Annotated in this window: 24 protein-coding genes; 10 read left to right on the top strand and 14 right to left on the bottom strand. The window is 63.5% G+C overall.

Features of this window, described 5'->3' with window-relative positions; translation table 11 throughout:
* Nucleotides 1–44: 44 nt before the first annotated feature.
* The 5 genes from AC0L2L_RS02635 to AC0L2L_RS02615 all read right to left on the bottom strand — a co-directional run bounded on the left by AC0L2L_RS02635 (nt 45) and on the right by AC0L2L_RS02615 (nt 5299).
* Nucleotides 45–1376: a UDP-glucose dehydrogenase family protein gene (locus tag AC0L2L_RS02635; protein WP_473575971.1), complete on the bottom strand. Its 1332-nt coding sequence runs from the start codon at nt 1374–1376 to the stop codon at nt 45–47.
* 154 nt (nt 1377–1530) lie between these two features.
* Nucleotides 1531–2313 (bottom strand): endo-1,3-1,4-beta-glycanase ExoK, encoded by a 783-nt coding sequence (exoK, locus tag AC0L2L_RS02630; RefSeq protein ID WP_473576103.1) that lies wholly within the window; start codon nt 2311–2313, stop codon nt 1531–1533.
* A gap of 230 nt (nt 2314–2543) precedes the next feature.
* Nucleotides 2544–2921: a hypothetical protein gene (locus tag AC0L2L_RS02625; RefSeq protein ID WP_473575970.1), complete on the bottom strand. Its 378-nt coding sequence runs from the start codon at nt 2919–2921 to the stop codon at nt 2544–2546.
* A 124-nt stretch (nt 2922–3045) separates the two neighbouring features.
* Nucleotides 3046–4074 carry a glycosyltransferase family 2 protein gene (locus AC0L2L_RS02620; protein ID WP_473575969.1) on the bottom strand — a complete coding sequence of 343 codons (1029 nt, stop codon included), beginning with the start codon at nt 4072–4074 and terminating at the stop codon, nt 3046–3048.
* A 4-nt stretch (nt 4075–4078) separates the two neighbouring features.
* Complete coding sequence (locus AC0L2L_RS02615; RefSeq protein ID WP_473575968.1) at nt 4079–5299, bottom strand: nucleotidyltransferase family protein; 1221 nt, start codon at nt 5297–5299, stop codon at nt 4079–4081.
* 501 nt (nt 5300–5800) lie between these two features.
* Here AC0L2L_RS02615 and AC0L2L_RS02610 point away from each other — a divergent pair.
* The 6 genes from AC0L2L_RS02610 to AC0L2L_RS02585 all read left to right on the top strand — a co-directional run bounded on the left by AC0L2L_RS02610 (nt 5801) and on the right by AC0L2L_RS02585 (nt 11602).
* Nucleotides 5801–5953 carry a lasso RiPP family leader peptide-containing protein gene (locus AC0L2L_RS02610; RefSeq protein WP_156913439.1) on the top strand — a complete coding sequence of 51 codons (153 nt, stop codon included), beginning with the start codon at nt 5801–5803 and terminating at the stop codon, nt 5951–5953.
* 157 nt (nt 5954–6110) lie between these two features.
* Nucleotides 6111–6410, top strand: coding sequence for a PqqD family protein (locus AC0L2L_RS02605; RefSeq protein ID WP_027166116.1), 300 nt, complete (start codon nt 6111–6113; stop codon nt 6408–6410).
* On the top strand, nt 6394–6810 hold the full coding sequence (locus tag AC0L2L_RS02600) for a lasso peptide biosynthesis B2 protein (RefSeq protein WP_473575966.1): 417 nt from the start codon (nt 6394–6396) through the stop codon (nt 6808–6810). Before AC0L2L_RS02605 ends, AC0L2L_RS02600 begins: the two co-directional genes overlap by 17 nt.
* A gap of 3 nt (nt 6811–6813) precedes the next feature.
* Nucleotides 6814–8724 carry a lasso peptide isopeptide bond-forming cyclase gene (locus AC0L2L_RS02595; RefSeq protein ID WP_473575965.1) on the top strand — a complete coding sequence of 637 codons (1911 nt, stop codon included), beginning with the start codon at nt 6814–6816 and terminating at the stop codon, nt 8722–8724.
* Nucleotides 8721–9701, top strand: coding sequence for a phosphoenolpyruvate carboxykinase (ATP) (locus tag AC0L2L_RS02590; protein ID WP_473575964.1), 981 nt, complete (start codon nt 8721–8723; stop codon nt 9699–9701). Before AC0L2L_RS02595 ends, AC0L2L_RS02590 begins: the two co-directional genes overlap by 4 nt.
* Nucleotides 9702–9709: 8 nt before the next feature.
* Entirely contained in the window at nt 9710–11602 is a 1893-nt protein-coding gene (locus tag AC0L2L_RS02585; RefSeq protein WP_473575963.1) for an ABC transporter ATP-binding protein, read from the top strand.
* Here AC0L2L_RS02585 and AC0L2L_RS02580 read toward each other — a convergent pair.
* Nucleotides 11576–11848, bottom strand: coding sequence for an exopolysaccharide production repressor exox (locus tag AC0L2L_RS02580; protein WP_473575962.1), 273 nt, complete (start codon nt 11846–11848; stop codon nt 11576–11578). The genes AC0L2L_RS02585 and AC0L2L_RS02580 overlap by 27 nt on opposite strands.
* 607 nt (nt 11849–12455) lie before the next feature.
* Here AC0L2L_RS02580 and AC0L2L_RS02575 point away from each other — a divergent pair.
* The 4 genes from AC0L2L_RS02575 to AC0L2L_RS02560 all read left to right on the top strand — a co-directional run bounded on the left by AC0L2L_RS02575 (nt 12456) and on the right by AC0L2L_RS02560 (nt 17032).
* Nucleotides 12456–13133, top strand: a complete 678-nt coding sequence (locus tag AC0L2L_RS02575) for a sugar transferase (protein ID WP_027166120.1) — start codon at nt 12456–12458, stop codon at nt 13131–13133.
* A gap of 186 nt (nt 13134–13319) precedes the next feature.
* Nucleotides 13320–14498, top strand: coding sequence for a polysaccharide biosynthesis/export family protein (locus AC0L2L_RS02570; protein WP_473576100.1), 1179 nt, complete (start codon nt 13320–13322; stop codon nt 14496–14498).
* 119 nt (nt 14499–14617) lie between these two features.
* On the top strand, nt 14618–15709 hold the full coding sequence (locus tag AC0L2L_RS02565) for an acyltransferase family protein (RefSeq protein ID WP_473575961.1): 1092 nt from the start codon (nt 14618–14620) through the stop codon (nt 15707–15709).
* A gap of 42 nt (nt 15710–15751) precedes the next feature.
* On the top strand, nt 15752–17032 hold the full coding sequence (locus AC0L2L_RS02560; protein ID WP_473575960.1) for an O-antigen ligase family protein: 1281 nt from the start codon (nt 15752–15754) through the stop codon (nt 17030–17032).
* A gap of 101 nt (nt 17033–17133) precedes the next feature.
* On the opposite strand, the gene AC0L2L_RS02555 is transcribed toward AC0L2L_RS02560, so the two are convergent.
* From AC0L2L_RS02555 to AC0L2L_RS02520, 8 genes are all read right to left on the bottom strand, one after another.
* On the bottom strand, nt 17134–17709 hold the full coding sequence (locus AC0L2L_RS02555; protein ID WP_473575958.1) for a DUF1349 domain-containing protein: 576 nt from the start codon (nt 17707–17709) through the stop codon (nt 17134–17136).
* Between the two features lie 20 nt (nt 17710–17729).
* Nucleotides 17730–19169, bottom strand: coding sequence for an aldehyde dehydrogenase family protein (locus AC0L2L_RS02550; protein WP_473575957.1), 1440 nt, complete (start codon nt 19167–19169; stop codon nt 17730–17732).
* Between the two features lie 118 nt (nt 19170–19287).
* Entirely contained in the window at nt 19288–19773 is a 486-nt protein-coding gene (locus tag AC0L2L_RS02545) for a hypothetical protein (protein WP_473575955.1), read from the bottom strand.
* Nucleotides 19774–19927: 154 nt separating this feature from the next.
* Nucleotides 19928–20815 carry an ABC transporter permease gene (locus tag AC0L2L_RS02540; RefSeq protein ID WP_473575954.1) on the bottom strand — a complete coding sequence of 296 codons (888 nt, stop codon included), beginning with the start codon at nt 20813–20815 and terminating at the stop codon, nt 19928–19930.
* Nucleotides 20812–21771, bottom strand: a complete 960-nt coding sequence (locus AC0L2L_RS02535; RefSeq protein WP_473575952.1) for an ABC transporter permease — start codon at nt 21769–21771, stop codon at nt 20812–20814. Before AC0L2L_RS02535 ends, AC0L2L_RS02540 begins: the two co-directional genes overlap by 4 nt.
* 37 nt (nt 21772–21808) lie before the next feature.
* Nucleotides 21809–23452, bottom strand: coding sequence for an ABC transporter substrate-binding protein (locus AC0L2L_RS02530; RefSeq protein WP_473575951.1), 1644 nt, complete (start codon nt 23450–23452; stop codon nt 21809–21811).
* Nucleotides 23453–23517: 65 nt separating this feature from the next.
* Nucleotides 23518–24291, bottom strand: a complete 774-nt coding sequence (locus AC0L2L_RS02525; protein WP_473575950.1) for a DUF427 domain-containing protein — start codon at nt 24289–24291, stop codon at nt 23518–23520.
* 13 nt (nt 24292–24304) lie between these two features.
* Complete coding sequence (locus AC0L2L_RS02520; protein ID WP_473575949.1) at nt 24305–25663, bottom strand: LLM class flavin-dependent oxidoreductase; 1359 nt, start codon at nt 25661–25663, stop codon at nt 24305–24307.
* Nucleotides 25664–25816: the final 153 nt, after the last annotated feature.

Here is a 25816-nt window from a genome sequence, read left to right as displayed (position 1 = left end):
TCGTGCGCGGCGGCGGCAGTTCTTCTTGAGGCAAGCAGCAATCGTCATGCCGCCATCCTGCCGATCGAGAAATATTCGATGCCATAGCGCGCGATCACCTTCGGATCGTAGAGGTTGCGGCCGTCGAAGATGACCGGCGTGGTCAGCGCGTCCTTGAGCGCGTCGAAGGATGGCGCGCGGAAGCTCTTCCATTCGGTGCAGATCAAAAGCGCGTCGGCGCCCCGCAAAGCCGCCTCCTTGGTGCCGCACAGCAGCAGATCGTCGCGCAGGCCGTAGATCGCCTGGCACTCCTGCATCGCCTCGGGATCGTAGGCCTGCACCTTGGCGCCGGCCGCCCACAGCGCCTCCATCAGGACGCGCGCCGGCGCCTCGCGCATATCGTCGGTGTTGGGCTTGAAGGCCAGCCCCCAGACGGCGAATGTCTTGCCCCGGAGCGCGCCCTTGAAATAGTGGGTGACCTTGTCGAACAGGACCGACTTCTGCGCATTGTTGCGTTCCTCGACGGCGCGCAGCAGCTTGGCGTCGAACTTGACGCCCTCGGCGGTCTTGATAAGCGCGCGCACGTCCTTCGGGAAGCACGAGCCGCCATAGCCGAGGCCGGGATAGATGAAGTGGTAGCCGATGCGCGGATCGCTGCCGATGCCCTTGCGCACCTCCTCGATGTCGGCGCCCAGCTGCTCGGCGAGATTGGCCATCTCGTTCATGAAGCTGATCTTGGTCGCCAGCATGCAGTTGGCGGCGTATTTGGTGAATTCGGCGCTGCGCACATCCATCACGATCATCTTCTCGTGGTTGCGGTTGAACGGCGCGTAGAGCTCGCGCATCACCATCTCGGTGTCCTCGCTGGACGTGCCGACGATGATGCGGTCCGGCTTCATGCAATCGGCGACCGCCGAGCCCTCCTTGAGGAATTCCGGGTTCGAGGCGACGTCGAAGGTGAGATCCTCGCGGCCGCGCTTCTTCAGCGTTTCGGCGATCCGGGCCTTGACCTTTTCGCAAGTGCCGACCGGGACGGTCGACTTGCCGACGACAATCTTGGTGCTGTCCATCTCGCGGCCGATGGTCTCGGCGACCGCCAGCACATATTTCAGATCGGCCGAGCCATCCTCGCCGGGTGGCGTGCCGACCGCGATCATCTGGATCTGGCCATGCCTGACCGCCGCGGCCGCGTCCGTGGTGAAGCGGATGCGCCCGGCGGCGTGGTTTTCCCTGACGAGGCTTTCGAGGCCCGGTTCGAAAATCGGGATCAAGCCCTGGTTGAGCCGCTCCACCTTCTTCTCGTCGATATCGACGCAAACCACCTCGTGGCCGACCTCGGCAAGCACGGCGGCCTGCACGAGACCGACATAGCCAATCCCAAACACCGTCAAATTCATTCGGTTCTGTTCCTGTCAAAGGTCGGGCCGTAAAAAAGCGGTCCGGCCGGTTCAGATGTCCCCCAGGCCTGACGGCCTAGTCAGTTCGGCATGATCCTATCCCAAAAACCGGCTCCCGCTTTCGCTAACGCGGACCTGCGGTTCGGGATCATGCCTAGTTGCTGTTACTTATGCTGCATGCCAGAGATTCCGGAAACTGGCAGGGCTGGCCCAAAGCGGTGAAGGCGACGCGCTTGACCTCCATGGTCACCTTGCTGCCGGGATCGACGAAGGCGCCCATCCAGTTGGCCAGCTTGTCGCTGCCCCAGAGGCTGAAGAAGATTTTCTGCGAATGCTTCGGCAGCTCGTCCGGATTGGTCACTTCATGGACGAGCTTGCCGTTGAGGTACCAGCGCAGCCGGTCCTTTTCCCAGACGAAGCCGTAATCGTTGAAGCCCTTGTCGGCGCCGCCCTCGACGTCGACCAGCTTGCCGTTCTTCGGCTTGCCCTGGATGTAGCTGTTGACCTGCACTTTCGACGGATCCTTGGTGAGGACCTCGAAGTCGACCTCGTCCCAGGGCTGTTTGTCCTGCGGGCCGATATAGGAGAAGAAGGCGGCGTTGAGGCCTGAGCCGGTTCCGGTCTTCATGCGCGCCTCGTAGACGCCGTAGCCGTAGCGCTGCTTGGTCTGGACCTCGGCGCAGGCGAACTCGCGGTCCTTCAGCTTGCGTTTTTCGAAGCCAAGCGACAGCACGCCGTCGGAAAGCCGCACAAGGTCCTTCGACCAGGTGCAGTTCTGATGGGCGCCATTGGTCCAGCCGTCCGAGACGAACCAGCGGGAACGATCGAAATTCGAGAAATTGTCGACGAAGGAAGGCGCGCTTTTGACCTCCTGTTGCGCATCTTGCGCGTGCGCTGGATGCTGGCTCGCGACGAGGGTCGCCGCGACCGCAAACATGGCGCCGACCACGCCACGCCGCAGGCTGATTAATCCGTTCCCTGGCTTATGCGACATTTCGCAAACCGCCACGGTGGAAGTGTTGCTCGGATCTGCGTTCATTACAAACTCACCTTGTGTTGTCCGCCCAACCCAAGTCATCCTCGGTTCGCGTGAGCGAGCCGCTCGTGATCTTCCCTTTTTAACTCCTCTAACGTCTCGTACCGACGACGGCGCCCGAAGGCGCGCCGTCAGCCTCTTGCGGCGGGCTGCTGAGCAGACCGATCCGAACCATCCTCGACAATCGCGTCGAGCGAATGACGCAGTTCCTTCACCAGTCCTTTCTGGCGAACGAGCTCGGCAATGCGCCGCTCGCAGTTCAGGATCGAGTTGGTCATCGCGCTGACATCCGATCCCTTGCTGGCCGACGCCGAACCATTTTCCATCGCCTCGACCAGAAAGGCCGCGTTGGTGGCCGTCGACTTGTAACGGCCCTCAAGCCCGGTTTTCTCCGCCTCGATCTCGGCCGCGATCTGGTCGAACAGCTTCGCCAGCCGGTCGAAACGCTGGAGATCGGTCTGCCGGTCGCGAGCCGGATCCCGGGATCTGAAGCCAAAAATCGAAGCCATCCTATCGGCCTTTCGAAATTGCTGCATTGCAACATAGACTGCCATTCCTGCAGCGACTAGGCAATATCATAGTTTTCGGAATGCGGATTTTTTAAGGGCCGGCGGTTTCCGGAAGATGCGTGGATCACCGGTTTGCGACGCTGGTTGCCGCCATCAGGAAGCGCATCGGCGGCACTTGCTGCTTTGCAACAATCCCGGTGCGGCGGAACAGCGCGTCGAGTTTGTCGGTGGCGACGCCGCGGACGATCGGGATCAGATTCGACTGGCTGGCGAAGGCGTAGGCCGCGGCTGACGCCAGGCCACGCTCGGCTTTCACGTCAAGGAAGTTGCGCAGCCGGTATTTGTCACGCACGTGGCGTTCGTGGCGCCGCAATGCTGCCTTCGAGCGCTCCGGAAGGTTGTCGATCTCAAGCAACGCCAGATCTGCATCGGCAAGGCGCTTCAGATCCTGCGTCCTGTGGCGGCCGCTCAGCGAATCGGCGCGCACGATCGCGCCGTAGCCACAGGATTTGATGATCTTGAACCGCGCCCCGCAGGCGACAGCGCGCGCATAGAGCTCGTAGTCTTCGCCAAGACGCAGCTTTTCATCGTAAGTCAGCCCGTGCCGATCGAGGAAAGCCCGGCTGATCACCGGCTTGAGGAAGCCGAGCTCGCCGCGCTGGACGCGGCGGCGCGAGATGTTGCCGTCGATGAAGCGTTCGAAATCGAGAAATTCCGGCTCGGCCGCGAAAGGCGGCGCGGCGATCCTGGCGAGGTCGGGTGCGGCATCGTCGCGGATCAGCATGATGTTGTCGGCGGCGAAATCCCAGTCAGCGCGGGCGAAAAGCCGGCGAAAGCGGCCTTCGAGGAAGAAATCATCGGCGTCGAGAATGCTGATGAAGGGCGATTTGGAGGCCTGGATAGCAACGTTGCGAGCGGAAGAAGGACCGCGATTGACGTCGAGGCGGATGACGGCAAGCCGGCCGCTGCCGTCATCGGCGGCTAAAGCCACATCCTTGGTGTTGTCGGTGGAAGCGTCGTCGACCACGACGACTTCGGCAACTTCGGCTTCGCGCAACGCCGAAGCTATGGCGACGGGAACCGTCCGCGCGGCGTTGCGGGCGGCGATGATGACGCAGACCCTCGGGCTCGTCACAGGCGTCGTCAGGGACATGGGCTCACCTTTCGCTTGCATGAGTGGCAGCCCCGCCCACGATTTTGATTGTGCCGCCCGGCGCCAGTTCGACAGCTGTGACCGGGCGCTCGAAGATGCGCCGGCTAAGGTCGGCGGACGCCGCCCAGCCGGCTTCGGCCAGGTAACGGACGGGCTCGCGACCGCAGAGCTCCCACAGCACATGGCGGCGCTGCGGCCAACGCAGCGACGCAAGCCATGGCGCGACGACCATGTGGAAAAGGTCGGCATTGTCGATGCGCGCCAGAATGCGGGCGGCGCGATCCGAAAGCAGGGTGCCGGCGGCCCCAAGCAGCACGTCGGCGGCGCGCAATCCCAAAAGCAGCGTGTCCGCCAGGCCCTGCTCGGCTGCGTGGCCGAGCACCGTCTGCTGCTCGGCTTCGCTCAGCCGGCTGGCGCTGGCCCTGACGTCGCAGACATAGCCGGCGCAAGGCTCGCGATTGAAAAAGGCCTTGGCAACGCTGATCGAGGACAAAAGCAAGGTGTCGGCCGCCGAGATGATCGGCATGGCGGCGCCGGCAACCTCGACGTCGCGCTTGCGGCGCAGGAAGCCGTCGATGTCACGCGGGCTCGGCGAACCCGGCTGCTGCACCCGGTGGTGGAGGTCGACCGTCGACGCCCTCGGGCCATCTTCGCGAACCATGTGCTGCTCGCCGAGGAAGCGCACCCACCAGACCGAACGCGACTTGCCCGCGACCTCGTAGCCGATCGCGCGCAACGCCTCGCGGGCCTTGGCGAAACCGGCCGGCGCGACCAGAATATCGACATCGCCGGAGGGCTTCATGAAATGGTCGCCATAGAGCCGGTGCTGCTGGAGCGGCCCCTTGAGGAAGACGAAATCGACCTGCCTGTCGCGCAGCGCTCGATCGATGGCTATCGCATCGCCGATGCAGGCGGCGTTCATCGCCATGGTGCGCCGCCGGTAGCCGTCGAGCCAACCGAGCAACTGCGGAGGCGCCGCGCCGGCAGGCGCACGCTGGATAGCCTTGAGCAGGAACACGGCTACCTTGTTCAGCCTGGCGATGTCGGCGACGTTAGTTGCTGAAATTGCTGGGGCCGAGAATGTCGGCGCGGGCATACCGGCATGATCGGCGCTAGTGTCGGCGCCCGGCGTGAAAAACAGCCTCAGACAAGCCTGCACATAGGCGACTTCATCGGCACAGCCGGCGGCGCGCAGCCTTTCGTACGAGCCATCTTGCATCGTCATGCCCGATGTCGTTCTCCGCAAAATGCCGCCCGGGCGGTTTATACCGCACTTGCGAAGAAAAGCACCGGGAAAATTATCGCAGCCGCCTACAACACAGCTGAGGCCGAGCGATCGATGCAACCCCAACGTTTAAAACGGCGATATGCTCAATCACTTTTGAAGACAACCCCCGGAGGTGCCACGGCAGGTCCCAGGGCGGCGGCTTTTTGCGCCATCTTCTTCGCATCTGCGAAGCGAGCTGCTCATCCGAAAAATTATCATAAATAAATCAAGTGCTTATTTACACGGCGAAGACCTGCGGTTGAATTTCCGGATGCTTGAGGTTTATCATGGCGGTGCTCGTGGCTTGATCACCAAGGAAAGCGGGCGCAACCAAGAATTGATTAATGCTTGGTAAATCAGGCTTGACTCATGGATGTTGCCGTGCAGCAATTGCGGTGCAGCATTGCGATATGCTGGCGGTTTTCTGCAGCCGCTTCCAGTCCTTAATTGGAGAGTAAAATGGAACAGAATGTTGAAAAGCATGAGTACGAAACCCCCAGCCTGACGGTTCACGGTTCGATTGAAACGATCACGCAGGGCGGTGCTGGCGTCACGGCGCTCGACGCGAGCTTTCCCGCGCACACGCCGGTCGGCGAACTGACTTTCTCTTAAAGCTTACAGGCATACGGGAGTCTAAGTTGGGGCTCCGGATGTTCTCCAACAGGTGAGCCGGGGGGCTTTTTGTCCCCCGGCTTCCTGCCGATGATCGCAGGCAACCGATCCACGGCGAGACTGAGGGGCGCGGCGGGCCCAGCAACGAGGTTTTAGGATGCACTGGAACCCTTCGGACCATGACCGCGTGGTCGCAACCGGCGAGGCGGTGGCCTGCGAATTCGGCGCCGGACTGGCGCTGCTCCACCTCAAATCCAATGTCTACTACAGCCTGAACGGCGTCGGCGCCTTCATCTGGGAGCAGATCCAAGAGCCGCGATCGATGCTCGATATCCGCAGCGCCGTGCTCGCGCGCTACAATGTCGATGCCGAGCGTTGCAAGGCCGATGTCGACGGCTTGCTGAAGGGGCTGACCGAAGCAGGGCTTGCGAGGCTCCACAGTGAGGAACTGGTCTAGGCTCCGCTCGCTGAGCGGCCGAGAGGTGCTGTTTCTGGCGCGCTGCCTGACGGTGGTGAGCGCTGTGCGGCTGGCGTTGACGCTTTCCTCCTACAGGCGTGTCCGCAGCCTGGTCACGCGGCTGGATGCCAGACGCGACGCCAGCATCGCGGACCTGCGGCGTGTCGCCTGGGGCGTCGCCGCCGCGGCGCGGCTCGTGCCGGGCGCCAGTTGCCTCACCCAGGCGCTGGCCGGGCAATATCTGCTTGCGCGCCAGGGCAACGCCTCGAAAATCAGCATCGGCATCGAAAAGGGGACTGGCAGCGATCTCAAGGCGCATGCCTGGTTGATGAGCGGCAACCACATCGTGCTTGGCGGCTCGATCAACGGATTTGCCCATCTCATCGATCATGGATCGTGACCGATGAGCGGCCTCGCCGGAATCGTGCATAGCGACAATGGCCGGCCCGCCGCGGCCGGCGATATCCAGCAGATGCTTTCGCGCATGCGCCACCGCGGCTGCGACGGCAGCTCATGGTGGATGGACGGCAGCGTGGCGCTCGGCCACGCCTGGCTCGACACGACCGGCGAGGACGGCCCCGGCCCGCTGACCATGGCCGGCGGCAAGCTCGCCATCACCGCCGACTGCCGGCTCGACAACCGCGACGAGCTCCTGGCGCGGCTCGGTATGCGCGACCGGTCGACAGCCGACCCGGTGCTGATCATGCGCGCCTATCTGAAATGGGGCGAGGCCTGTGCGACCTACCTGCAGGGCGATTTCGCCTTCGCAATATGGGATGGCGAGCGCCAGGCGCTGTTTTGCGCGCGCGATCATTTCGGCGTCAAACCTTTCTATTATCATTCGACCGGCAGGCGCTTTGCGTTTGCCTCGGAGATCGGGCCGATCCTGGCGCTGGACGGCGTCGGCAGGCGCCTCAGCGAGCACCAGATCTCCGGCTTCCTCGCCGGCCTGCCGGATGATCCGCAGGTTACTCCCTATGCCGAAATCTTCCGCCTGCCGGCGCGGCACAGCATGATGGTTGCGGCCCGTCAGGTGACACTTCGCCGTTACTGGCAGATCGAGCCGTCGCAACGGCCGCTGCGCTCGGACGCGGCTGAAGAATTCAGGCATCTTTTCGCGCAATCGGTGGAGAACCGGATGCGCGGCACGCCGGCCGTCGGCGCCATGCTGAGCGGCGGGCTCGATTCATCCTCGATCGCCTGCCTCGCGGGTCTCAGGGCGGCGGCAATGCGTAAACCGACGCTCAAGACCTTCTCGCTGGTGTTCGACAAGGGCTCGTCGATGGACGAGAAGCCGTTCATCGATGCGGTGCTCGACGACAATCGGCTCGATGCCACGCTGATCGCCGTTGGCAATTACGCGCCTTTCGGCGAGTTCGAGCGCATCCTGGAGGAGCAGGAAGGCACGTTCCTCGCGCCCGGCCTGTCACTGACCCGCGACCTTTACCGAACGGCGGGCGCAAAGGGCGTCAAAGTGCTTCTCGACGGGCATGGCGGCGACGAGGTCGTCTCGCAAGGCCATGGGCATCTTCACGAGCTCGCCAATGCCGGCAGGTGGCTCGAGCTGTGGCGCGAGCTGCACAGCGCCGCCAACACCTATGGCGAGGGCATGCTTTCCCTCTATTTCAAATTCCTGACCATCTATGGACCGGCCTGGCGGATCGCCAGGATGAGGGCGATGGCCAGACGCCTTGTCGGCAAAGTGTTGCAGAGGCCAGCGCCCGCGCTGCGCGGCTGGGCAAGCCTGGTCAATCCGGATCTTGCCAGGCGCACCGATCTTGCCGAGCGCTTTCACCGCAGCGGCTACATGCCCCGCGCCGTCAGCGCCAGCGAAGCCCTGACGCATCGCTGGCTTCTGTCCACCGGGCTGGTGCCGCATGCCTTCGAAGTGCTCGACAAGGCCGCCGCCAATTTCGGCGTCGAGCCCCGCTACCCGTTCTGGGACAAGCCGCTCGTCGAATTCTGCCTGGCGCTGCCCGGCGAGGAAAAGCTCAAGGACGGTTTCGGCCGCCATGTACTGCGCCGGGCCATGCAAGGCGTTCTGCCGCCGGCGGTGCAATGGCGGCGCGACAAGATCGATTTCACCGCCAACCTGGTCAAAGGCATGCTCGGCAACCACCGCGAGCTTCTGGACAGGCTGCTGATGTCGGACGGCGAACGGATCGCGCCCTATGTCAACCTGCCTGAAGTGAACGCGATCTATGAGCGCATGCTGCGCCAGCCCGAGCAGGCGACGCTGCCCGACGTCCAGCATGTCTGGCGCTCGGTCTCGCTGTCGCTATGGCTGCGGCAAGTCCAGGGAAGCGCTGCATGAATCTTCCGATCGCTTCCCTTGCGCGGCCCGAGCCCGCCGCTGAAACAGTGACGGCGAGCGGACGTGTCCGCCATTTCTACAAGGCCTACGGGTTGATCGTCAGCTCGGAAGTGACCTTGCCGGAACTGGAGCCGACGGCACCGGCGACGCCGGACCTGGAGATCGCGGTCGGGCCGGTCGATTTTCCCGACGCCGCGGCGCAGGACGCCAGCGCCTTCCGCTTCGAACCGACGCGCCAGTATCTTTCCTGGCACGCGGTCGGTGCCTTCATGATCAGCGGCGCCAACCGGATCGATGTCGATCCGGCGCCGGGGATCGACGATCCGCTGCTCGCGTTTCCCCTGCTCGGGCCGGTGATGGCGCTCGCCCTGCATCGACGCGGGCTGCTCGTCCTGCATGCCAGCGCCATTGCCGTCGGCGGCAAGAGCGTGATCTTCATGGGCGACAAGGGCGCCGGCAAGTCGACGACGGCGGGCGCGATGATCCGCGCCGGCCATCGACTGCTCACCGACGATGTCGTGGCGCTGGATTTGTCCAATCCGGACCGGCCGATGATCCTGCCTGGATTTCCGCAACTCAAGCTCGCCGCGGATGCGGCCGGCGTCATTCGCCTCGAGCAGGTGGAGGTGCGCCCGCAGGTGCATCCGCAAATCGACAAGGCACAGCATCGGCTGCGCGACGGATTTGCCACCGAGGCGGTGCCGGTATCGCGCATCTATGTGCTCGAGCGCGGCGGGCGGGCGGCGATCTCGCCGCTGACCGGTGCCGCCGCGCTGCCGGCGATCATCAAATTCTCCTATATCACCCGGTTCGGCCGGCAGGCGCTGCCGGGCGATTTCGCCACCGCGCATCTGCGCCAGTGCGCGCAGATCGCCGGGCGGATCGGCGTCAGCCGCCTCGAAGTGCCGGCCGGGCTCGCGCGGATCGATGAAGCGGTCACGGCGATCGAAACCGACCTGGCATCCAGGACAAGGTGAGTCAGGGCATGGGTTGGTCCTCCAAGCTTCGCCTGTCGTTTTTCCGGGACGTGGCCGGTTTCGGCGCCATGATGGCGCATATCGGCGGACGGCGCACGGCGATGGCACTTGCCTTCCTGATCCTCGGCAGCCTGACGGAAGGCGCCTCGATCCTGCTGCTCGTTCCGCTGCTGCGCCTGATCGGCAAGGCCGACCAGGATTATGCGGTGCGGGTGCCGGAGGCCTTGCATTGGCTGGTGCCCGGCGGCACGTTGTCGCTCGCAACGGTGCTCTGCCTGCTTGTCGCGCTGGTGGCGCTGCAAGCGACGTTCAACCGCTTCAAGTCGGTCTACATGGCGCGGCTGCTCTACGATTTCGTCAATCGCGTGCGCATGAACCTGTTCGAGAGCATCGGCAAGGCGCGCTGGGGCGTTTTCACCCGCATCCGCAGCTCCGATCTCGACCATGCGCTGAACGGCGACGTCGACCGGGTGCAGGTGGCGGCCTTCTCGCTGCTGATGCTCACCCAGGCCACGCTGCTCCTGGTCGGCTATCTCGTGGTCTCGCTGTTCATCTCGCCGGTGATGACGTCCTTCGCCATCCTCGTCGGCCTGGTGCTTTTGGTTGCGCTGCAGCCGTTCCGGGCGCGCGCCAGCGCCTATGGCCGCACGCTGACCGGCAATCGCCAGGACCAGTACCGAACGGTTTCCGAGTTCCTCGGCGGCATAAAGGTCGCCAAGAGCCTCAATGTCGAGGCAGGCTACTTTGCCGAGCTCGGTTCGACGCTGGACAGGATGAAGGCCGACAACATCGCCTTTGTCCGCAACAGCTCGCTCGGCACCGCGCTGTTTCAGGTGGCGAACGTGATCGGGCTCAGCCTGTTCATCTACATCGCGCTGGTCCGCTTCCACCTGTCGCTTGCCGAGATCGTCGTGCTGCTCCTGGTCTTCATGCGGGTCGCGCCGCGCTTCATGGACATGCAGCTTCAGACCCAGCAGGTGCTGATCAACCTGCCGGCCTACGCTTCGATGCAAAGCCTCCAGGCCCGTTTCGATGCCGAACGTGAGCCGGAGGAGAGCATGGCCGAGCAAGGCGCGAAACTGTCGCTCGAAACCGGACTCAACGTTCGCGACGTATCGTTCGCCTATGGCGAGGGCGACGGGAAACCGGTGGTCAGCGATATCACCTTCGGCCTGCCGGCCGGCAAGGTGACGGCGCTGATCGGCCCCTCCGGTTCCGGCAAGAGCACGATCGCCGACATGCTGCTCGGCCTGCTCGAACCCACCGGCGGCCGGATCCTGGCCGACGGCGTGGAGATCACGGCACAAAATCGAAGGGCCTGGCGCGATCGGGTCGCCTATGTGCCGCAGGATGTGTTCCTGCTGCACGACACGATCGCCGCCAATCTGCGCCTTGCCGCGCCCGAGGCCTGCGACGACGACCTATGGGCGGCCCTGCGCAACGCCCACGCGGCCGATTTTGTCGAACGGCTGGCATTGCGACTCGAGACGGTGGTGGGCGACCGCGGTGTGCGGCTTTCCGGCGGCGAGCGGCAGCGCATCGCCTTGGCGCGGGCGCTGCTGCGCAAGCCGTCGCTGCTCATCCTCGACGAAGCGACGAGCGCGCTCGACTGGCAGAACCAGTCGTCGATCGCGCAATCGATCGAGGCGCTGCGCGGCCACATGACGATCTTGACCATCGCGCACCGGCCATCGATGATCGCCTTTGCCGACTGGGTCGTGGCCATCGAGAATGGACGCATCGTCGAGGTCGGACACTATCGGCGGCTGAAGGCAAAGGCCGGCAGCCGCCTTGCCAGGATGCTGGCCGGCGAGCAGGCCGAGCGCGAAACCGCGCCGCCGGCCGAGGCCGCGCCGGTCCCTCAGATCGAACGATCAGTGGAGGCCGCGTCTGGCGCTTAGCTTTTCGCCTTCGGCGACCTTGTTCAGGATTGTGCCGCGGTCGGCCTCGCGGACCTTGCCGGCCGATGTCGGCGTGGTTCTGCCAATCATGGCAAATACCAGAAGGAAATAGCCCGCCTGGATAATGACGGCACAGACGACGGCACGAAGGACGATGGTGCCTAGCGATGCGCCGTCAAAATACGACCAGCCGATGACGATCGCCAGCGCGAACATCATGCCGACGATGAATTTTGGCAGAGACATGATCGCCGGCCTCTCAACCGAGACGAGCATGCAGAAGCTGCGACTTACCCACCCGCGTAACTCCCCGTTGCGCCAAAGAGCCTTTTGTGGCTGCCCAATCCGGCCGGTTGCTTCCGGCCTTCCTTACCCATGCAGACTATGACAGGAACAATTTGCGACTCTATTAAGGCGGGCCGTCCGGAGCAAGGCCCGACAGGTATGGTTTCCAACGATTTTACGAGATCGACTCTGCCATGCTGCGTCGCACACTGTGGCCCCACCACCTATTCAATGCAGCGCTTGGCGCCTCAGTAAAGCTCACCACTTTGATTAGTATTTTACCTGAACAACTTACCATCGCGAGTGCTTCCAGCGACATGCAACCGCGTTTCTTCTGCAGCAAGGAACGCACTGTCCAAAAATGGCCCAAAAGACGGACTACATTTTCCCGGTTTTCTCTCACCTTGTCATAAACATGCCACAAAGGTGAAAATTTGGGCAGGGCTGGTTTATTATTTAGTCAATTCATGACGTGAACATTTCAATGTGATGGGAAATTGTGTGTTGCGCTGCAGCATTTTTTTGATATCTTGCCGTAAACCATCCGTTCAACGTATGGAGCTTCTGCATGAGGGACGTCGCCAAGTCGGCTAATGCGGGTTTTGCGCAGGCCGGCGTTGATTTTCCACCCCCCATCGGCGGTCTGATCAAACGCAGTTTCGATATCGTCGGTTCCCTGGCGGGACTGGCCCTGCTCAGCCCGCTTTTCCTGATGGTCGCCCTGCTGGTCAAGCTTTCGGACAATGGGCCGATCTTTTATGGCCACAAGCGTATCGGCCGCGGCGGCAGGATTTTCTCCTGCCTCAAATTCCGCACCATGGTGCCGGACGGCGAGCGCGTGCTTGCTGCGTATCTGGCGGCCAATCCGGAAGCCAATGCCGAATGGATCGCGACGCGCAAGCTAAAGAACGATCCGCGCGTCACCCGCGTCGGCCAGGTGCTTCGTAAGCTCAGCCTCGACGAACTGCCGCAAATCCTCAACATCCTGCAGGGCGACATGAGCCTTGTCGGCCCGCGCCCGGTCGTGCGCGACGAATTGGAGATCTATGGCAGCGCGGCGGTCTATTACCTGAAGTCGCGCCCGGGTCTCACCGGGCTGTGGCAGGTGAGCGGCCGCAACGACGTATCCTACGACACGCGCGTCGCCTTCGACCGGCATTATGTCGAGAACTGGTCGTTGTTCGAGGACATTCGCATCATCTTCAAGACAGTTCCTGCCGTGTGGATGTCGCGCGGCAGCTATTGACCGACGGGCCTGTCCCGCAGAACTCGGGGCAGGCATCCGGCAGTGATCTCATTCGGGCGGATGGGGCCAAAGCGGATCGGAAACGTTCATTTGACAAAACACTCCTTCGGACTGTCTTTCGCCTGCAGTCTCATATCCAGGACACCAGCCCGCTTCGCGGGCATCTTGCTTGCAGCGTCGCTGGCCATGCCGCAGTTCGCTGCCGCCGGCGATTATCAACTTGGCCCACAGGACAAGCTCAACATCCGCGTCGCCGAATGGCAGACGGTCGACGGCACCTTCCGTGACTGGTCGGCTATCAATGGCGAGTATTCGGTTGGCCCGGGAGGGACGCTCTCGGTGCCATTCGTCGGCGACATGCAGGCCGCCGGCAAGACGACATCGGAGATCGCCTCGGCGATCGGGGTCGCCCTGCAACGCAAGCTGGCGCTGCCCGACAAGCCGGAGGCCTCGGTCGAGATGGCGCAGTTCCGGCCGTTCTACATTTCCGGCGAAGTCCAGAACCCCGGCCAGTTTCCCTTCGTGCCAAATCTGACCGTGCTCAAGGCGATCAGCATTGCCGGCGGCATACGGCGCAGTGCCGACTATGGTCCTCAACTTGCCAAGGATCTGATCACCGCCAAGGGCAGCTATGACATCTATGACGACCAGCACTTGCGGCTGCTGGTCAAGCGAGCCCGCATCGATGCCGAGCTTACCGGGAAAACGACTTTCGAGGTGCCTCAGGAAATTCAGGGCGATTCGAGATTGCCGACCATCGTCGCCGACGAAACGGCGATCCTGGTCTCCGACCAGAAGTCGCTGAAGCTGAAGCTCGATGCGCTCGACTCTTTGAAGGGCGTTCTGCAGTCGGAAATCGAATCGCTGCAGAAGAAGATCACCAACCAGCAGAAGCAGGTCGATCTGGCGGTGCAGCAGGCCGACAGCATCGGCCCGCTGGCGCAGAAAGGCCTGATTGCCAATGCGCGATTGCTTTCCTCGCAGCAGTCGGTCACCGACCTGCAAGGCAAGATCCTCGACTACGAGACAGCCATCCTCACCGCCAAGCAATCGATCAGCAAGGCCGAGCAGGACGCCATCGATGCCCGCAACACGCTGAGTTCGGGCCTCACCGCCGATCGGCAGCAGACCGAAGCGAGTCTGAATGAGGCAGCGTTGCGGACCGGCATGCAGAAGGGCCTGATCGCCCAGGCATCCGATCCGGCAACGGCCGCCGCCCTCACCGGCACTGAAGAACCTGCGCTGCTCTATTCGCTGGTGCGGGTCGCCGACGGCAAGACGAGCGAGGTCGAAGCCAAGGAAGACACGCCCGTGCTGCCGGGCGACGTGATCAAGGTGAAGCTGGCGCCGACGACCAGCCAGTAGCGCGGCCGGCCCGGGCTTGCCCGAAGCGAAACCGAGGAATGGAGGCGGGAGGAAAACGTCAGGCTCGTTCGCGCGCGGCGCGGGCGAGCGATCTGTTTTGGACCGCTTGAAGGCATAACATGCAGCCCGCAGCCCCGCGTCATGTGTATCTGAACCTCGACGCCATCCGCGGCGTGGCGGCGATCAGCGTCATGCTCTACCACTTCTCGCCATTCCTTGCCGACGGCAGGGTGCTGCCGTCGAGCTATCTCGCGGTCGATCTTTTCTTCCTGCTCAGCGGCTTCGTCATCGCGCATGCCTATGACCGCAAGATCGAGAACGGCATGGGCTTCGGCTCCTTCGTGGCCATCCGCCTGATCCGGCTCTATCCGCTCTATCTGGCCGGCACGCTGCTCGGCTTCTTCTATCTGCTGGTCAAGAACAGGCTGATGCCGGCGGAGTACATGCCGCTGTCCGAGATCGGCATGCAACTGACGACCGGCATGCTGTTCATCCCGTTGGTCAGCGACGCCTATCATACGATCTTTCCGCTCAATCCCGCTTCGTGGTCGCTGTTCTTCGAGCTTATCGTCAACATCGCCTATGTCGCGGTCTTCTTCCTGCTGTCGCGGCGCGTGCTGACGGGGATCGTCGCCGCCAGCCTGGTGCTGCTCGTCGTCGCCTCGGTTTTCGCCGGCACGCTCGATTTCGGCATGACCGGCAACACCATCCTCAGCGGGCTGCCGCGCGTAGCCTTCTCGTTCTTCCTCGGCGTGCTGCTCTGCCGATCGATGGTGCACTGGCAAGGCAGCCTCGGCTTCCTGCGGCGCGGCTACTGGGTCGAAGGCGCGATCCTGCTTACGCTTGCGGTCTTCGCCATTGCCCCGGCCGGCGGCGCCCGCGTTGTCTACGACCTTGCCGCAATCGTCATCGTCTTTCCGATCATGGTGATGACCGGCGCGGTTGCGCCGACCGCGCCGCTATTGTCGGGCTTCTATGGCTGGCTCGGCCGGATTTCCTACCCGATCTACATCATCCACACGCCGATGCTGATGATCATCGCCGGGGCCGGCAAGGCCGTCTCGATCGATCCGTTCGCGCACCATCCGTGGTTCGGTATCGTGATGGCGGCCCTGGTCATCGTCATCGCCGACATCGCCACGCGCATCTATGACGAGCCGGTGCGGCGCTTCCTGCAGCGGCAGATGCAGCGCGCGCGGGCGGTGGCTTAGCGCGGTTCATCGCTAAAAAGGGCTCAACGGACAAAATCCGGTATGAAGATTCCGAAATCCATTCTGATCGATCCCGACCGCAACGAGACCTACGGCGTCTTCGCCGTCACGGTCTCTATGATCGCCTTCGCCTACTCGCCCAATTTCGGCCAGATCCTGATCCTCGCCTACTACGCCGTCTGGCTGCCGCTGCTCTTTGTCGACTATCGGCGCTTCACCTGGAAGCTTTCCAGCGCCTGGTTGCCCATATTGCTTGCGGCCTATGTCTGCTTCTCGGTGTTCTGGTCCCAGGCGGCGGGCATCAGCGCACGCGCGGCGGTGCAATATTCCTCGCACATCGTCTGCGCCTATGTCGCGGCGCGCACCATCAACGTGCGCACGCTGGTGGTCGGCTCGCTGATCGGTATCTTCATCGTTCTGTTCTATTCCCTGAAAGTCGGCGCTTACGCGCTCGACACGATCGACGGCACGGTCAATTTCGTCGGCGCCTTCGGCTCCAAGAACCAGATCGGCTTCTTCTCCTCGCTTGGCATCTTCTTCTGGCTTGCGTTCCTGATCTTCTACCGGCGCAACTGGCTGGGCTTCGTGTGGACCGCGCCGATCATACTTTTGTCGGTCTACATGCTTGCCATCTGCCATTCGGCGACGTCGGTGGCCTCGCTGCCGGCGGTCATCGGCATCGTGGCGCTGCTCACCATGACCAAAGTCCTGTCGCGGCGTTATCGTCGCGTGCTGTTCATCGTCGGCGCCGGGGCGCTGGTGACAGCCGTCGCGGCGGCGCTGAACCTCGGCCTGCTGGATGTCGTGCTCGGCATTTTCGGCAAGGATTCGACGCTCACCGGCCGCACCTATCTCTGGGAGCAGGGCTGGGAAGCGGCGCAGCAGCATCCGCTGCTCGGCTATGGCTATGCCGCCTACTGGGTGCAGGGCTTTGCCGATCCGGAGCGGCTGTGGGCGGAATTCTACATCTCGACCCGGTCCGGCTTCCACTTCCACAACACCTATGTCGAGACGCTGGTCGAGATCGGCTTCATCGGCGTCACCTTGCTGGCGCTGGTCATCCTGCGCGCCTTCTACGGCCACATATCGAAAGTGGTGTTCGGCGACTGGAGCGCCGATTCGGTGGTGCTTGCCGGCGCGATCGGACTGATGCTGATCCGCTCCTTCTTCGAGGTCGAGATGCTCGGCCCCTACTTCATGGCGTCCTTCATCGTCTATTACGGCCTGTTCAAGCTGAGCCCGTTGCCGGCTTTCCGGCGCCGCAGGGCGGCCATTTCCGCCGAAGACGAGAGGCACAATGGCCACATGCCGGCGCCGGTCTAAAGCGCGTCGCCTGAATCCGTTCCGATGCGACGCGCTTTAAAGTCATTGTTTTGATGCATGTCGTTGTCCCAGAACCGCAGCACGCTTCTGGGCGACATGCATTAGTCATGCAGGTCCCGTGAAATCGCCGGCCCGATTGTGAAGCCTGAAAATGTCACCTCGAAACCTTCGCGCTGCGGCGAGCAGCACATCATGCCGACATCGACCGATTTCGAGATCGGGAAATAGGCCAGCCGCACCGGCTTCCAGTGGCCATCCGAAGCGTCCAGATATTGAATGCGGACCGCCTCGGCGTGACGGGTCAGGCGGATCCTGACGCCGTCCTTGCCGGCGGCGATGGCGACCAGCGACCAGTCGGAGGTGTCGTTGGTGACGACGACGGAGAAATAAGCCAGCCCGTCGGTGTATTCGATGCCGGCCTTGATCCAGTGCGTTTCGCTGAGACGCAGCATCAGCCCCGCCTGATCGTAGAGCACCTTGTAGTCGCCCTTGACAGTGACCTCGGCACTGAAGTCACCCTCAACCGGACGGTAGAGGAAATGGCCGTTGTCGCGCCAGAAGCCATAGAAGGTCTCGCGCCAGAAGTCGGTCTCCTTGCCCGTTCGAGCGGTGAGCGTGCCGTCGCCGACCGAGTGGTGCGGCGGCGGGTTGAGCCATGTCATGTCGGCCACGCTCATCGATCCCCTCCCCGACTGGATTAGCCGGCAAATGTATAGGCGGTCTTCACCGTGGTGTAGAACTCCATAGCATAGCGGCCCTGCTCGCGCGGACCGTAGCTCGAGCCCTTGCGGCCACCGAACGGCACGTGGAAGTCGACGCCCGCGGTCGGCAGGTTGACCATGACCATGCCGGCTTCCGAGTTGCGCTTGAAATGCGTCGCGTGCTTCAGGCTGGTCGTGCAGATGCCGGAGGTCAGGCCGAACGGCGTGTCGTTGGCCACAGTCAGGGCCTCGTCATAGTCCTTGACGCGGATGACGTTGGCGACCGGGCCAAAAATCTCCTCTCGCGAGATGCGCATGGCATTGCTGGAGCCAACGAACAGTGTCGGCTGGAGATAGAAGCCGGGAGTCCCTCGCTCCAGCCTGTCGCCGCCGAAGGCGAGCTCGGCGCCTTCCTGGCGGCCGATAGCGATATAGTCCTCGTCCTGCTTGAGCTGGGTCTGGTCGACGACCGGGCCGATCTGGGTCTTGGCGTCCAGCGCGTCGCCGATGACCAGCTTGTCCAGACGCTCCTTCACGGCGTCGACGAAGCGGTCGTGGATGCCGTCGGTGACGATGAGGCGCGAGGACGCGGTGCAGCGCTGTCCGGTCGAGAAATAGGCGCCGTTGACCGCGCAATCGACGGCCGTGCCAAGATCGGCGTCATCGAGCACGACGAGCGGGTTCTTGCCGCCCATCTCGAGCTGGAACTTGCGCATATGCTCCACACTTGCGGCAGCGACGCGCTTGCCCGTGCCGACCGAGCCGGTGAAGGAGATGGCGTTGACGTCGGGGCTGTCCAGCATCGCCTGGCCGACCACCGAGCCCTTGCCCATGACGAGGTTGAGCACGCCCTTGGGCAGGCCGGCGCGATGCAGGATATCGACGATTGTCCAGGCGCTTTCGGGCACTAGCTCGGCCGGCTTGAAGACGATCGTGTTGCCGTAGGCGAGCGCCGGGGCGATCTTCCAGGCGGGGATGGCGATCGGGAAATTCCATGGCGTGATGATGCCGACGACGCCGACGCCCTCGCGGGTCATCTCGACGCCGACGCCGGGCCGCACGCTCGGCACCATCTCGCCCGACAGGCGCAGCGTCTCGCCGGCGAAGAAATCGAAGAGCTGCGCGGCGCGGATCGTCTCGCCGACGCCCTCGGCCAGCGTCTTGCCTTCCTCGCGCGCCAGCGAGCGGCCGATCTCGTCCTTGCGCGCCATGATCTCGTCGGAGGTTTTCTTCAGCACGGCGTGGCGGGCCAGCGGTCCGGAGCGCGACCACGCCGGAAAGGCGGCCTTGGCGGCTGCGATGGCCTGCTTTGCCTGCTCCGGCCCGGCCGAGGCGTACTCGCCAACGACATCGTTGGTGTTCGATGGGTTGATGTTGCGCGAGCCGGCCTCGCCAAGCCACTCGCCATCGATCAGGTTTTTACGCAGCACGGTCATCTCTTTTCCTTGAGTTTTTGGTCGTGGTCGCCATCGGCGGGTCAATTGTCAGACAAATGATATAGTCATTGCCCGGGAGGAGGTCTACCCGCGATCTTAAACCTAGAGCAGGCTCGCGTCAGGTCGAGAACGACCAGAACAGGCAGGCAAGCGTGATCCCGCCGAAGGTGACGAAGAACAGGCTTCTGAGCAGGATGTTGCGGCGAAGCTCGTTCATGGTGAGATGCGCGGCCACGATCGCCGCAACGAAGAGGAAACGCCAGTTGAAAAGCGCCCAAAGCACCTCGTGCTGGCCGAAGGCCCATCTGGCGAGCAGCGAGCCGAGGATGGTCGCGAACAGCATGATCGTCGCCCAGAAGACCGCGTCGGCGGCATGGGTCAGCACGACGCCGGCGGCGCGGATCGGCAGGATCATCATCAGCATCGCGCCGAAAAAATAGACGGCGGCGATTGCCAAGAAGGAGCCTGCGTCGGCGATGCCGTCGAGGCGCTTCACGCCGAACGCGCCATAGGGATATCCGTGCCTCGCCACGGCCAATGACAGCGCCATCAGCAAGGCGCTCAAAACCGTGATCAGTGCGAATGTGCCGAGAGCCTTGCTCATGCCTTTTCCTGTCTGAATCGGGATGACGTTTCGTTGAAACGCCATGCCGATCCAGCTCTTGTTGGAGCATGATCTTTTCCGAAAACCGGTTCCCACTTTTCGGGATCATGCTCTAGCGAATCAACAGGAGTTTAGCAGAGCCCGAAGCCTCGATTCACCGTTCGATGTTCTCGAAGGCGCCGACCCCTTGTGCGATCAGGTTGGTGGCCATGACCAGAGAAACGATCGCGCCCGAGTTGAAGACCACGACCCACCATTTGCCGCCGGTGAGGAAGCCGTAGCCTTCGGCGACCGCCAGGCCCCAGTCGGCCGAGGGCGGCTGGATGCCGAGACCAAGGAAGCTCAGCGTGGCGATGGAGAAGAAGGCGTAGCCCAACCGGGTGACGAGCTCGATCAGGATCGTCTCCCGGATGTTGGGCAGGATCTCCAGCACCATGATGGCGAAGGCATTCTCGCCGCCAAGGCGGGCCGCGCTGACATACTCGCGCTCCCTCTGCTCGCGCACCGCGGCGCGCACGGTCCTCGCCACCAGCGGTGCATAGGCGATGGCGATCACCAGGATGACGGTGAGGTTCGAAGGCCCCAGCGCCACCAGCGTCATGGTGACGAGCACGATGAAGGGAAAGGCCATCAGCGTATCGAGCAGCCTCGCGCCAATGGCATCGACCAGGCCATCGAAATAGCCAAGCACCAGGCCGATGACTGTGCCGGCGGCAACGCCGCCCAATGTCGCGAGCGGCGCGACCAGCAGGATGTCGCGCGATCCGACGATGATGCGAGACAGCACATCGCGACCGAGATGATCGGTACCGAACCAGTGCGCGGCGTCCGGCGGGGTCAACGTGGCGAGGAAATCCTCGGCATAGGGATCGTAGGGAACCAGACGGTCGCCGAACAGAGCGCAGGCGATCCAGAAGGCGAGGATGAGCGATCCGACAATGATGGACGGAGGAAGGCCGCGGACGGCGCGGCCCAACCTGTGAACGACCCGCGAGGCAAGCGATGCACGCGAAGGTGCCGGGAATTCCAAAAGGTCCATCATAGCGACGCCCGCCGCCGCTGCCGCGGGTCGAGCAGCGCCTGAGCGAGATCGCCCACCGCGGCGGACAAGACGAAAATCGTCGCCATGACAAGCACGCCTGCTTCCAGCATCGGGAAATCGCGCGACTTGGCGGCGTTCAGCACGAGGTTGCCGAGACCCTGGATGCCGAACAGGGCTTCGATCACGACGAGGCCGCCGAGCATATAGCCGCTTTGGGTGGCAAGCACCGCGATGGTCGGCGTCAGGGCGTTCGGCAGCACGTGGTGGACTATGACCTGCCGGCGATCGAGCCCCTTCAGGGTCGCGGTACGCGTATAGTCGGCTGCCAGCGCCTCGATCACGCCTGCCCGCGTCATGCGCGCCAGATAGCCGGCGAGGTTGAGCACCAGCGGCAGAGCCGGCAGGATGAGGTAGTAGCCGCTCGTCCAGAGGCCCGCGCCATCGGGCGCCGCGCCTGTGATCGGAAACCAGTCCAGCCACAGGCCGAAGACCAGGAGCAGGAGCAGCCCGGACACGAAATCCGGGACGATGCCGAAGGAGACGCCGGCGAGAACGATCAGCCGATCGACAAGCCGACCCTGGTTGAGGCCGGCGACGATGCCCGCACCGACACCCAGCGGCACAAGGAACAGCAATATGATCCCGGCAAGCGCCGCCGAGCGGCCGAGGCTTGCCAGCACGAAGGGCGCGACCGGCGCGCGCATCGACAGCGAGATGCCGAAGTCCCCGGTGAGCGCCGCGCTGAACCAGCGCCAATACTGGACCAGCACGGGCTGGTCGGCGCCGAGCTCTCTGTTCAGCGCCGCGACGGCCTGCGCGTCGGCGAAGGGACCGAGCATGACGCGTGCGACATCGCCGGGCAGGACCTGCCCGGCGAGGAAGACCAGCGCGCTGACCAGCCACAGGGTGAGCAGCAGCGAGGCTGCGCGCGCCGACAAGGTGCGGCCGGTCAGCATCGGGTTCCGGCGCTCCAGCTGGTTCGAGGGTCCCGCATCAGGCCTGGACGAAGGAAACGCGGTCGAGCAGCAGATGCGAGATCGCCGTGAAGCGCACGCCCTCGACCTTGGTGTTGGTTATACGGCTGTATTGCGAGAAGTAGCTGATGATCTCCGGCGTCTCGTCGAGCAGCAGGGTCTGGATCTTGCCGGCCGCGACCCGCTGCGCCCGAAGGTCGCGCGCCTTGCCGTAGTCGACCAGCAATGCGTCATAGTCGGAATTCTTGAAATGCGCGGCGTTCCAAGCGCCATCGCTCTTCAGCGTCGCGTTGAGGAAGATGTCAGGCGTGCCGCGATGGCCGAAATCGGTGATGCCGAGGTTCGAATCCAGCCAGGGCGAGCTGCCGAAGGTCGCCGAACCATAGTAGGCGTCCTGCGGCAGCACGTTGAGCTTGATGTCGATGCCGGCCTTCTTTGCGAAGTTCTGGATGATCACGGCATAGTCGGGGATGTCGTAGGCGCGTTCGGTGGTCAGCGTCACCTCGAAGCCGTTCGGCACGCCGGCCTCGGCCAGCAGACGCTTGGCCTCGGCGATGTCCTGCTTGCGCTGCGGCACCGACGGGTCGGCCGAGGGGAAGATCGGCGCGAACGGGGTGTCGTTGCCGGCGATGGCGCGACCCTTGAGCAGGCCTTTCACGATGGCCTCGCGGTCGAGAGTGAGCGCAAGCGCGCGGCGGACGCGCTTGTCGGTGAACGGCGACTGGTCAGTTCTGAGATGCACGGCGTCATGCGAGCTCGCCTGCACGCTCAGCAGCTTGAAGTTGGGATTGCCCTCGATCGCCAGCTCGAGGCGCGTGGTGCTCGGGATGACGTCGAGCTGGCCGGCCTGCAGCGCCACCACCTGCGCCTGCTCGTCGTCGAAGAACTTGATCTCGACCCGGTCGGGCAACGCCTTGTCGCCCCAGTAATCGGGATTGCGCACGAAGCTGGCGCCCTGCTTGGGGCGGAAGGATTCGAGCTTGAACGGGCCGGTGCCGTTGAAATTCTTCTCGAAATCGCCGGCATAGTCGGCCGGCAGGATCACCGCATTGTAGACGTCGGAAGAGACATAGAAGGGGAAATTCGAGTTCGACTGGTCGAGATCGAAGGCGACGGTCGCGTCGTCGACGATCTTGGCGCCACCCTTGGACAGGATGCCCTTGTAGGCCGACAGGGCCGACGAGCCGCTGTTCGGATCGACCAGGCGCTCGAAGCTCGCCACGACATCCTTGGCTGTGACGGTGCGGCCATCATGGAACTTCACCCCCGGCCGCAGCTTGAACGTCCAGCGCTTGGCCGTTTCGTCGGCTTGCCAGGATACGGCGAGCTTCGGCTGCAGCCCATCCCTAGGATCGTCGAGGATCAGGTACTCGCCGACCTGGCTGAGAACGCCGATGCTGGCCGGATCGGTGATCGTGACCGGATCGATCGCCTTGGTTGGCTGGCCGAGCCCGACACGGACCGTGCCGCCAGGAGTTGAGGCGCGCGCGGTGCCGGAAAAGCCCAGCCCCTGCGAAGCGGCAAAGCCGGTCAGGCCGATCAGCGCCGCATATTTCAACAGGTCGCGGCGTTTCAGGAATCCCTGGGCATATTCGTCGACGGCGACATTCCAGATGTCGCCAGACAGATTGCGAAGCGGGTCGATGTCGTTGCGCTTGGTCATTTTGTGCCTCTTCTTGAAACTGGATTGGGATGAAACTGGATTGAAATGCAGATGGCTCAGCCGGATCAGACCGGCTGGCCGTCAAGATGGATGCGATCGACCGCCTGCGGATAGAAAGCGATCAGCCCCTTGATCTTCGGCATCTCGGCGATCGGATCGCGGTAGCTCCAGGCGATGTCCTCGCGCACAGAGCCGTCCTTGAGCAGGCCGGACCAGTAGGAGGCGATGCCCTTGTAGGGACATCGGGTCCTCGTCAACGAGGCCCTCAGCCGATCGAGCCGTACATCTTCCGGCGGAAGATAGAAACGCGTCGGCAGATGCGTCTCGAACAGCAGCACGGGACGACGGCTATCGGTGATCAGCTCGCCATCGAACCAGATCTCGACATGGCTGGAACTCTGCAACACGTCGATGCGCGCGTAGGGATCGCGGGCATGGACGAGGACCTCTTCCTCCTCCTCGAACCATTGGTCGACGAGGTTCCAGGTGAAGGCGATGCGGCCGGCGAGCGGCGCCAGGTTCTCGTCGGGCGGCGCCGTGAACGACCAGGCGGCATCGGCGGCACGCCGATCGCCGGCCTCGATATCCCAATATTTTGTATCGCCGCCGACAGCGTGCTGCTGGCCTTGCTTAGATGGCTTCAGCACCGACTGGTCGACCGCCGTCAGCGGGAAGAAATAGACCGGCAGGAAGTGGTTGGAGCGCAGTACCAGCACATTGCGGCTGTCGGCGATGACGCGGCCGCCGAACTTGACGCGGATGCGCTTGGGGCTGTGCAGGACATTGATCAGCTGCGGCGCGGTCGCCTCGCGCGGCTGCAGTCTCGGAGCGGCGGTCATGACGGTTTCTCCCTCAGGATACGGCGCGCTGATTGGCGCGCTGCTCTGCGAAGCGGTTGGCGGGGCGGGCGAGGCCGAGGCGGTCGCGCAGCGTGCCAGGCGCGTATTCGGTCGGGAAAACACCGCGGCGCTGCAGTTCGGGCACGACCTGCTCGGCGAAATTGATCCAGTCCTCGGGCAGCAGCGGGAACATCAGGTTGAAGCCGTCGGCGGCACCTGCCTCGAACCAGTCCTGCAGCTGGTCGGCGATCTGCTTCGGCGTGCCGGCGACCGTCGGCACCGAGCCGCTGTTGGCGAGTTTGCGGGCGATCTCGCGCAAGGTCAGGTTCTGCGTGGCCCACTGCTTGACGCGGTTGAGCGAAGTGCGCCCGCCATTGAAGGTGCTCTCGTCCGGAAGCTGCGGCAGCGGACCGTCCGGCGGATAGGCCGAAAGATCGATGCCGCTCCAGCTCGACAGAAGATCGATGCCGATGCGGTCCGGCAGCAGCGTCTGCAGATAGTCCTGCCTGTCACGCGCCTCGGCTTCGGAAGCCGCGACGATCGGCAGGATGCCCGGCAGGATCTTGAAGCTCTCGGGCCGCCTGCCATGGCGGGCAAGGCGATCGTTGATGTCCTGACGGTATCTGATGCCATCTTCCCGCGTGCTGTAAATGGCAAAATGCGCATCGGCGTGGGCGGTGGCGAAATTCTTGCCGTCCTCGGACGAGCCGGCCTGGACGATCAGCGGATGGCCCTGTGGCGGCCGCGAGACGTTGAGCGGCCCGCGCACCTTGAAATGCGCGCCGCGATGGTCGAGCACATGGACCTTGTCGGGATCGGCGAAATAGCCGGTCTCCTTGTCGAACAGCAGGGCTTCGTCCTCCCAGCTGTCCCAAAGTCCCTTGACGATATCGAGGAATTCGGCGGCGCGCTGGTAGCGGAAGGCATGCTCGATATTGCCGTCGCGGCCGAAATTGCGCGCCTCCTCGTCCATGGCCGAGGTGACGACGTTCCACGACGCCCTGCCCTGGCTGATATGGTCGAGCGAGGCGAACATACGCGCCACGTTGTAGGGCTCGCTGTAGGAGCTCGACGCAGTGGTGATCAGTCCGATGTGCTTGGTGACGCCGGCCAGCGCCGCCAGCAGTGTCAGCGGCTCGAGGCGAGCATTGGCGTAATGCGCGACACCGCTTTTCACCGAATCCCAGATCGACACGTGGTCGGCGACGAAGATGGTATCGATCCTGGCGCGCTCGGCCGCCTGGACCAGCTCGCGGTAATAGTCGAAGCCGAGCACTTCCCGGCCGGGCGCGCGCGGATGGCGCCACGACATGCGATGGTCGCCCTGCGGGTTGAAGAAGAATGCGCTGAGAATCAACTGGTTTCGCGCCATGCCGGCCTCCTTGCAAATCTGCTGGAAGAGACGGAGGCGCCGCATCGGTCGGCGCGATCCGCAATCTCCAATTTGCAAAAGACTAGATTGCGCTCGGCATCAATTCGAGTAATTTTATAGAGATAATGTACTTAATTCGCGGAAGCGATTGCC

The organism is Mesorhizobium sp. WSM4832, assembly GCF_055811115.1.
This window is presented reverse-complemented; position numbering and strand designations above follow the sequence as displayed.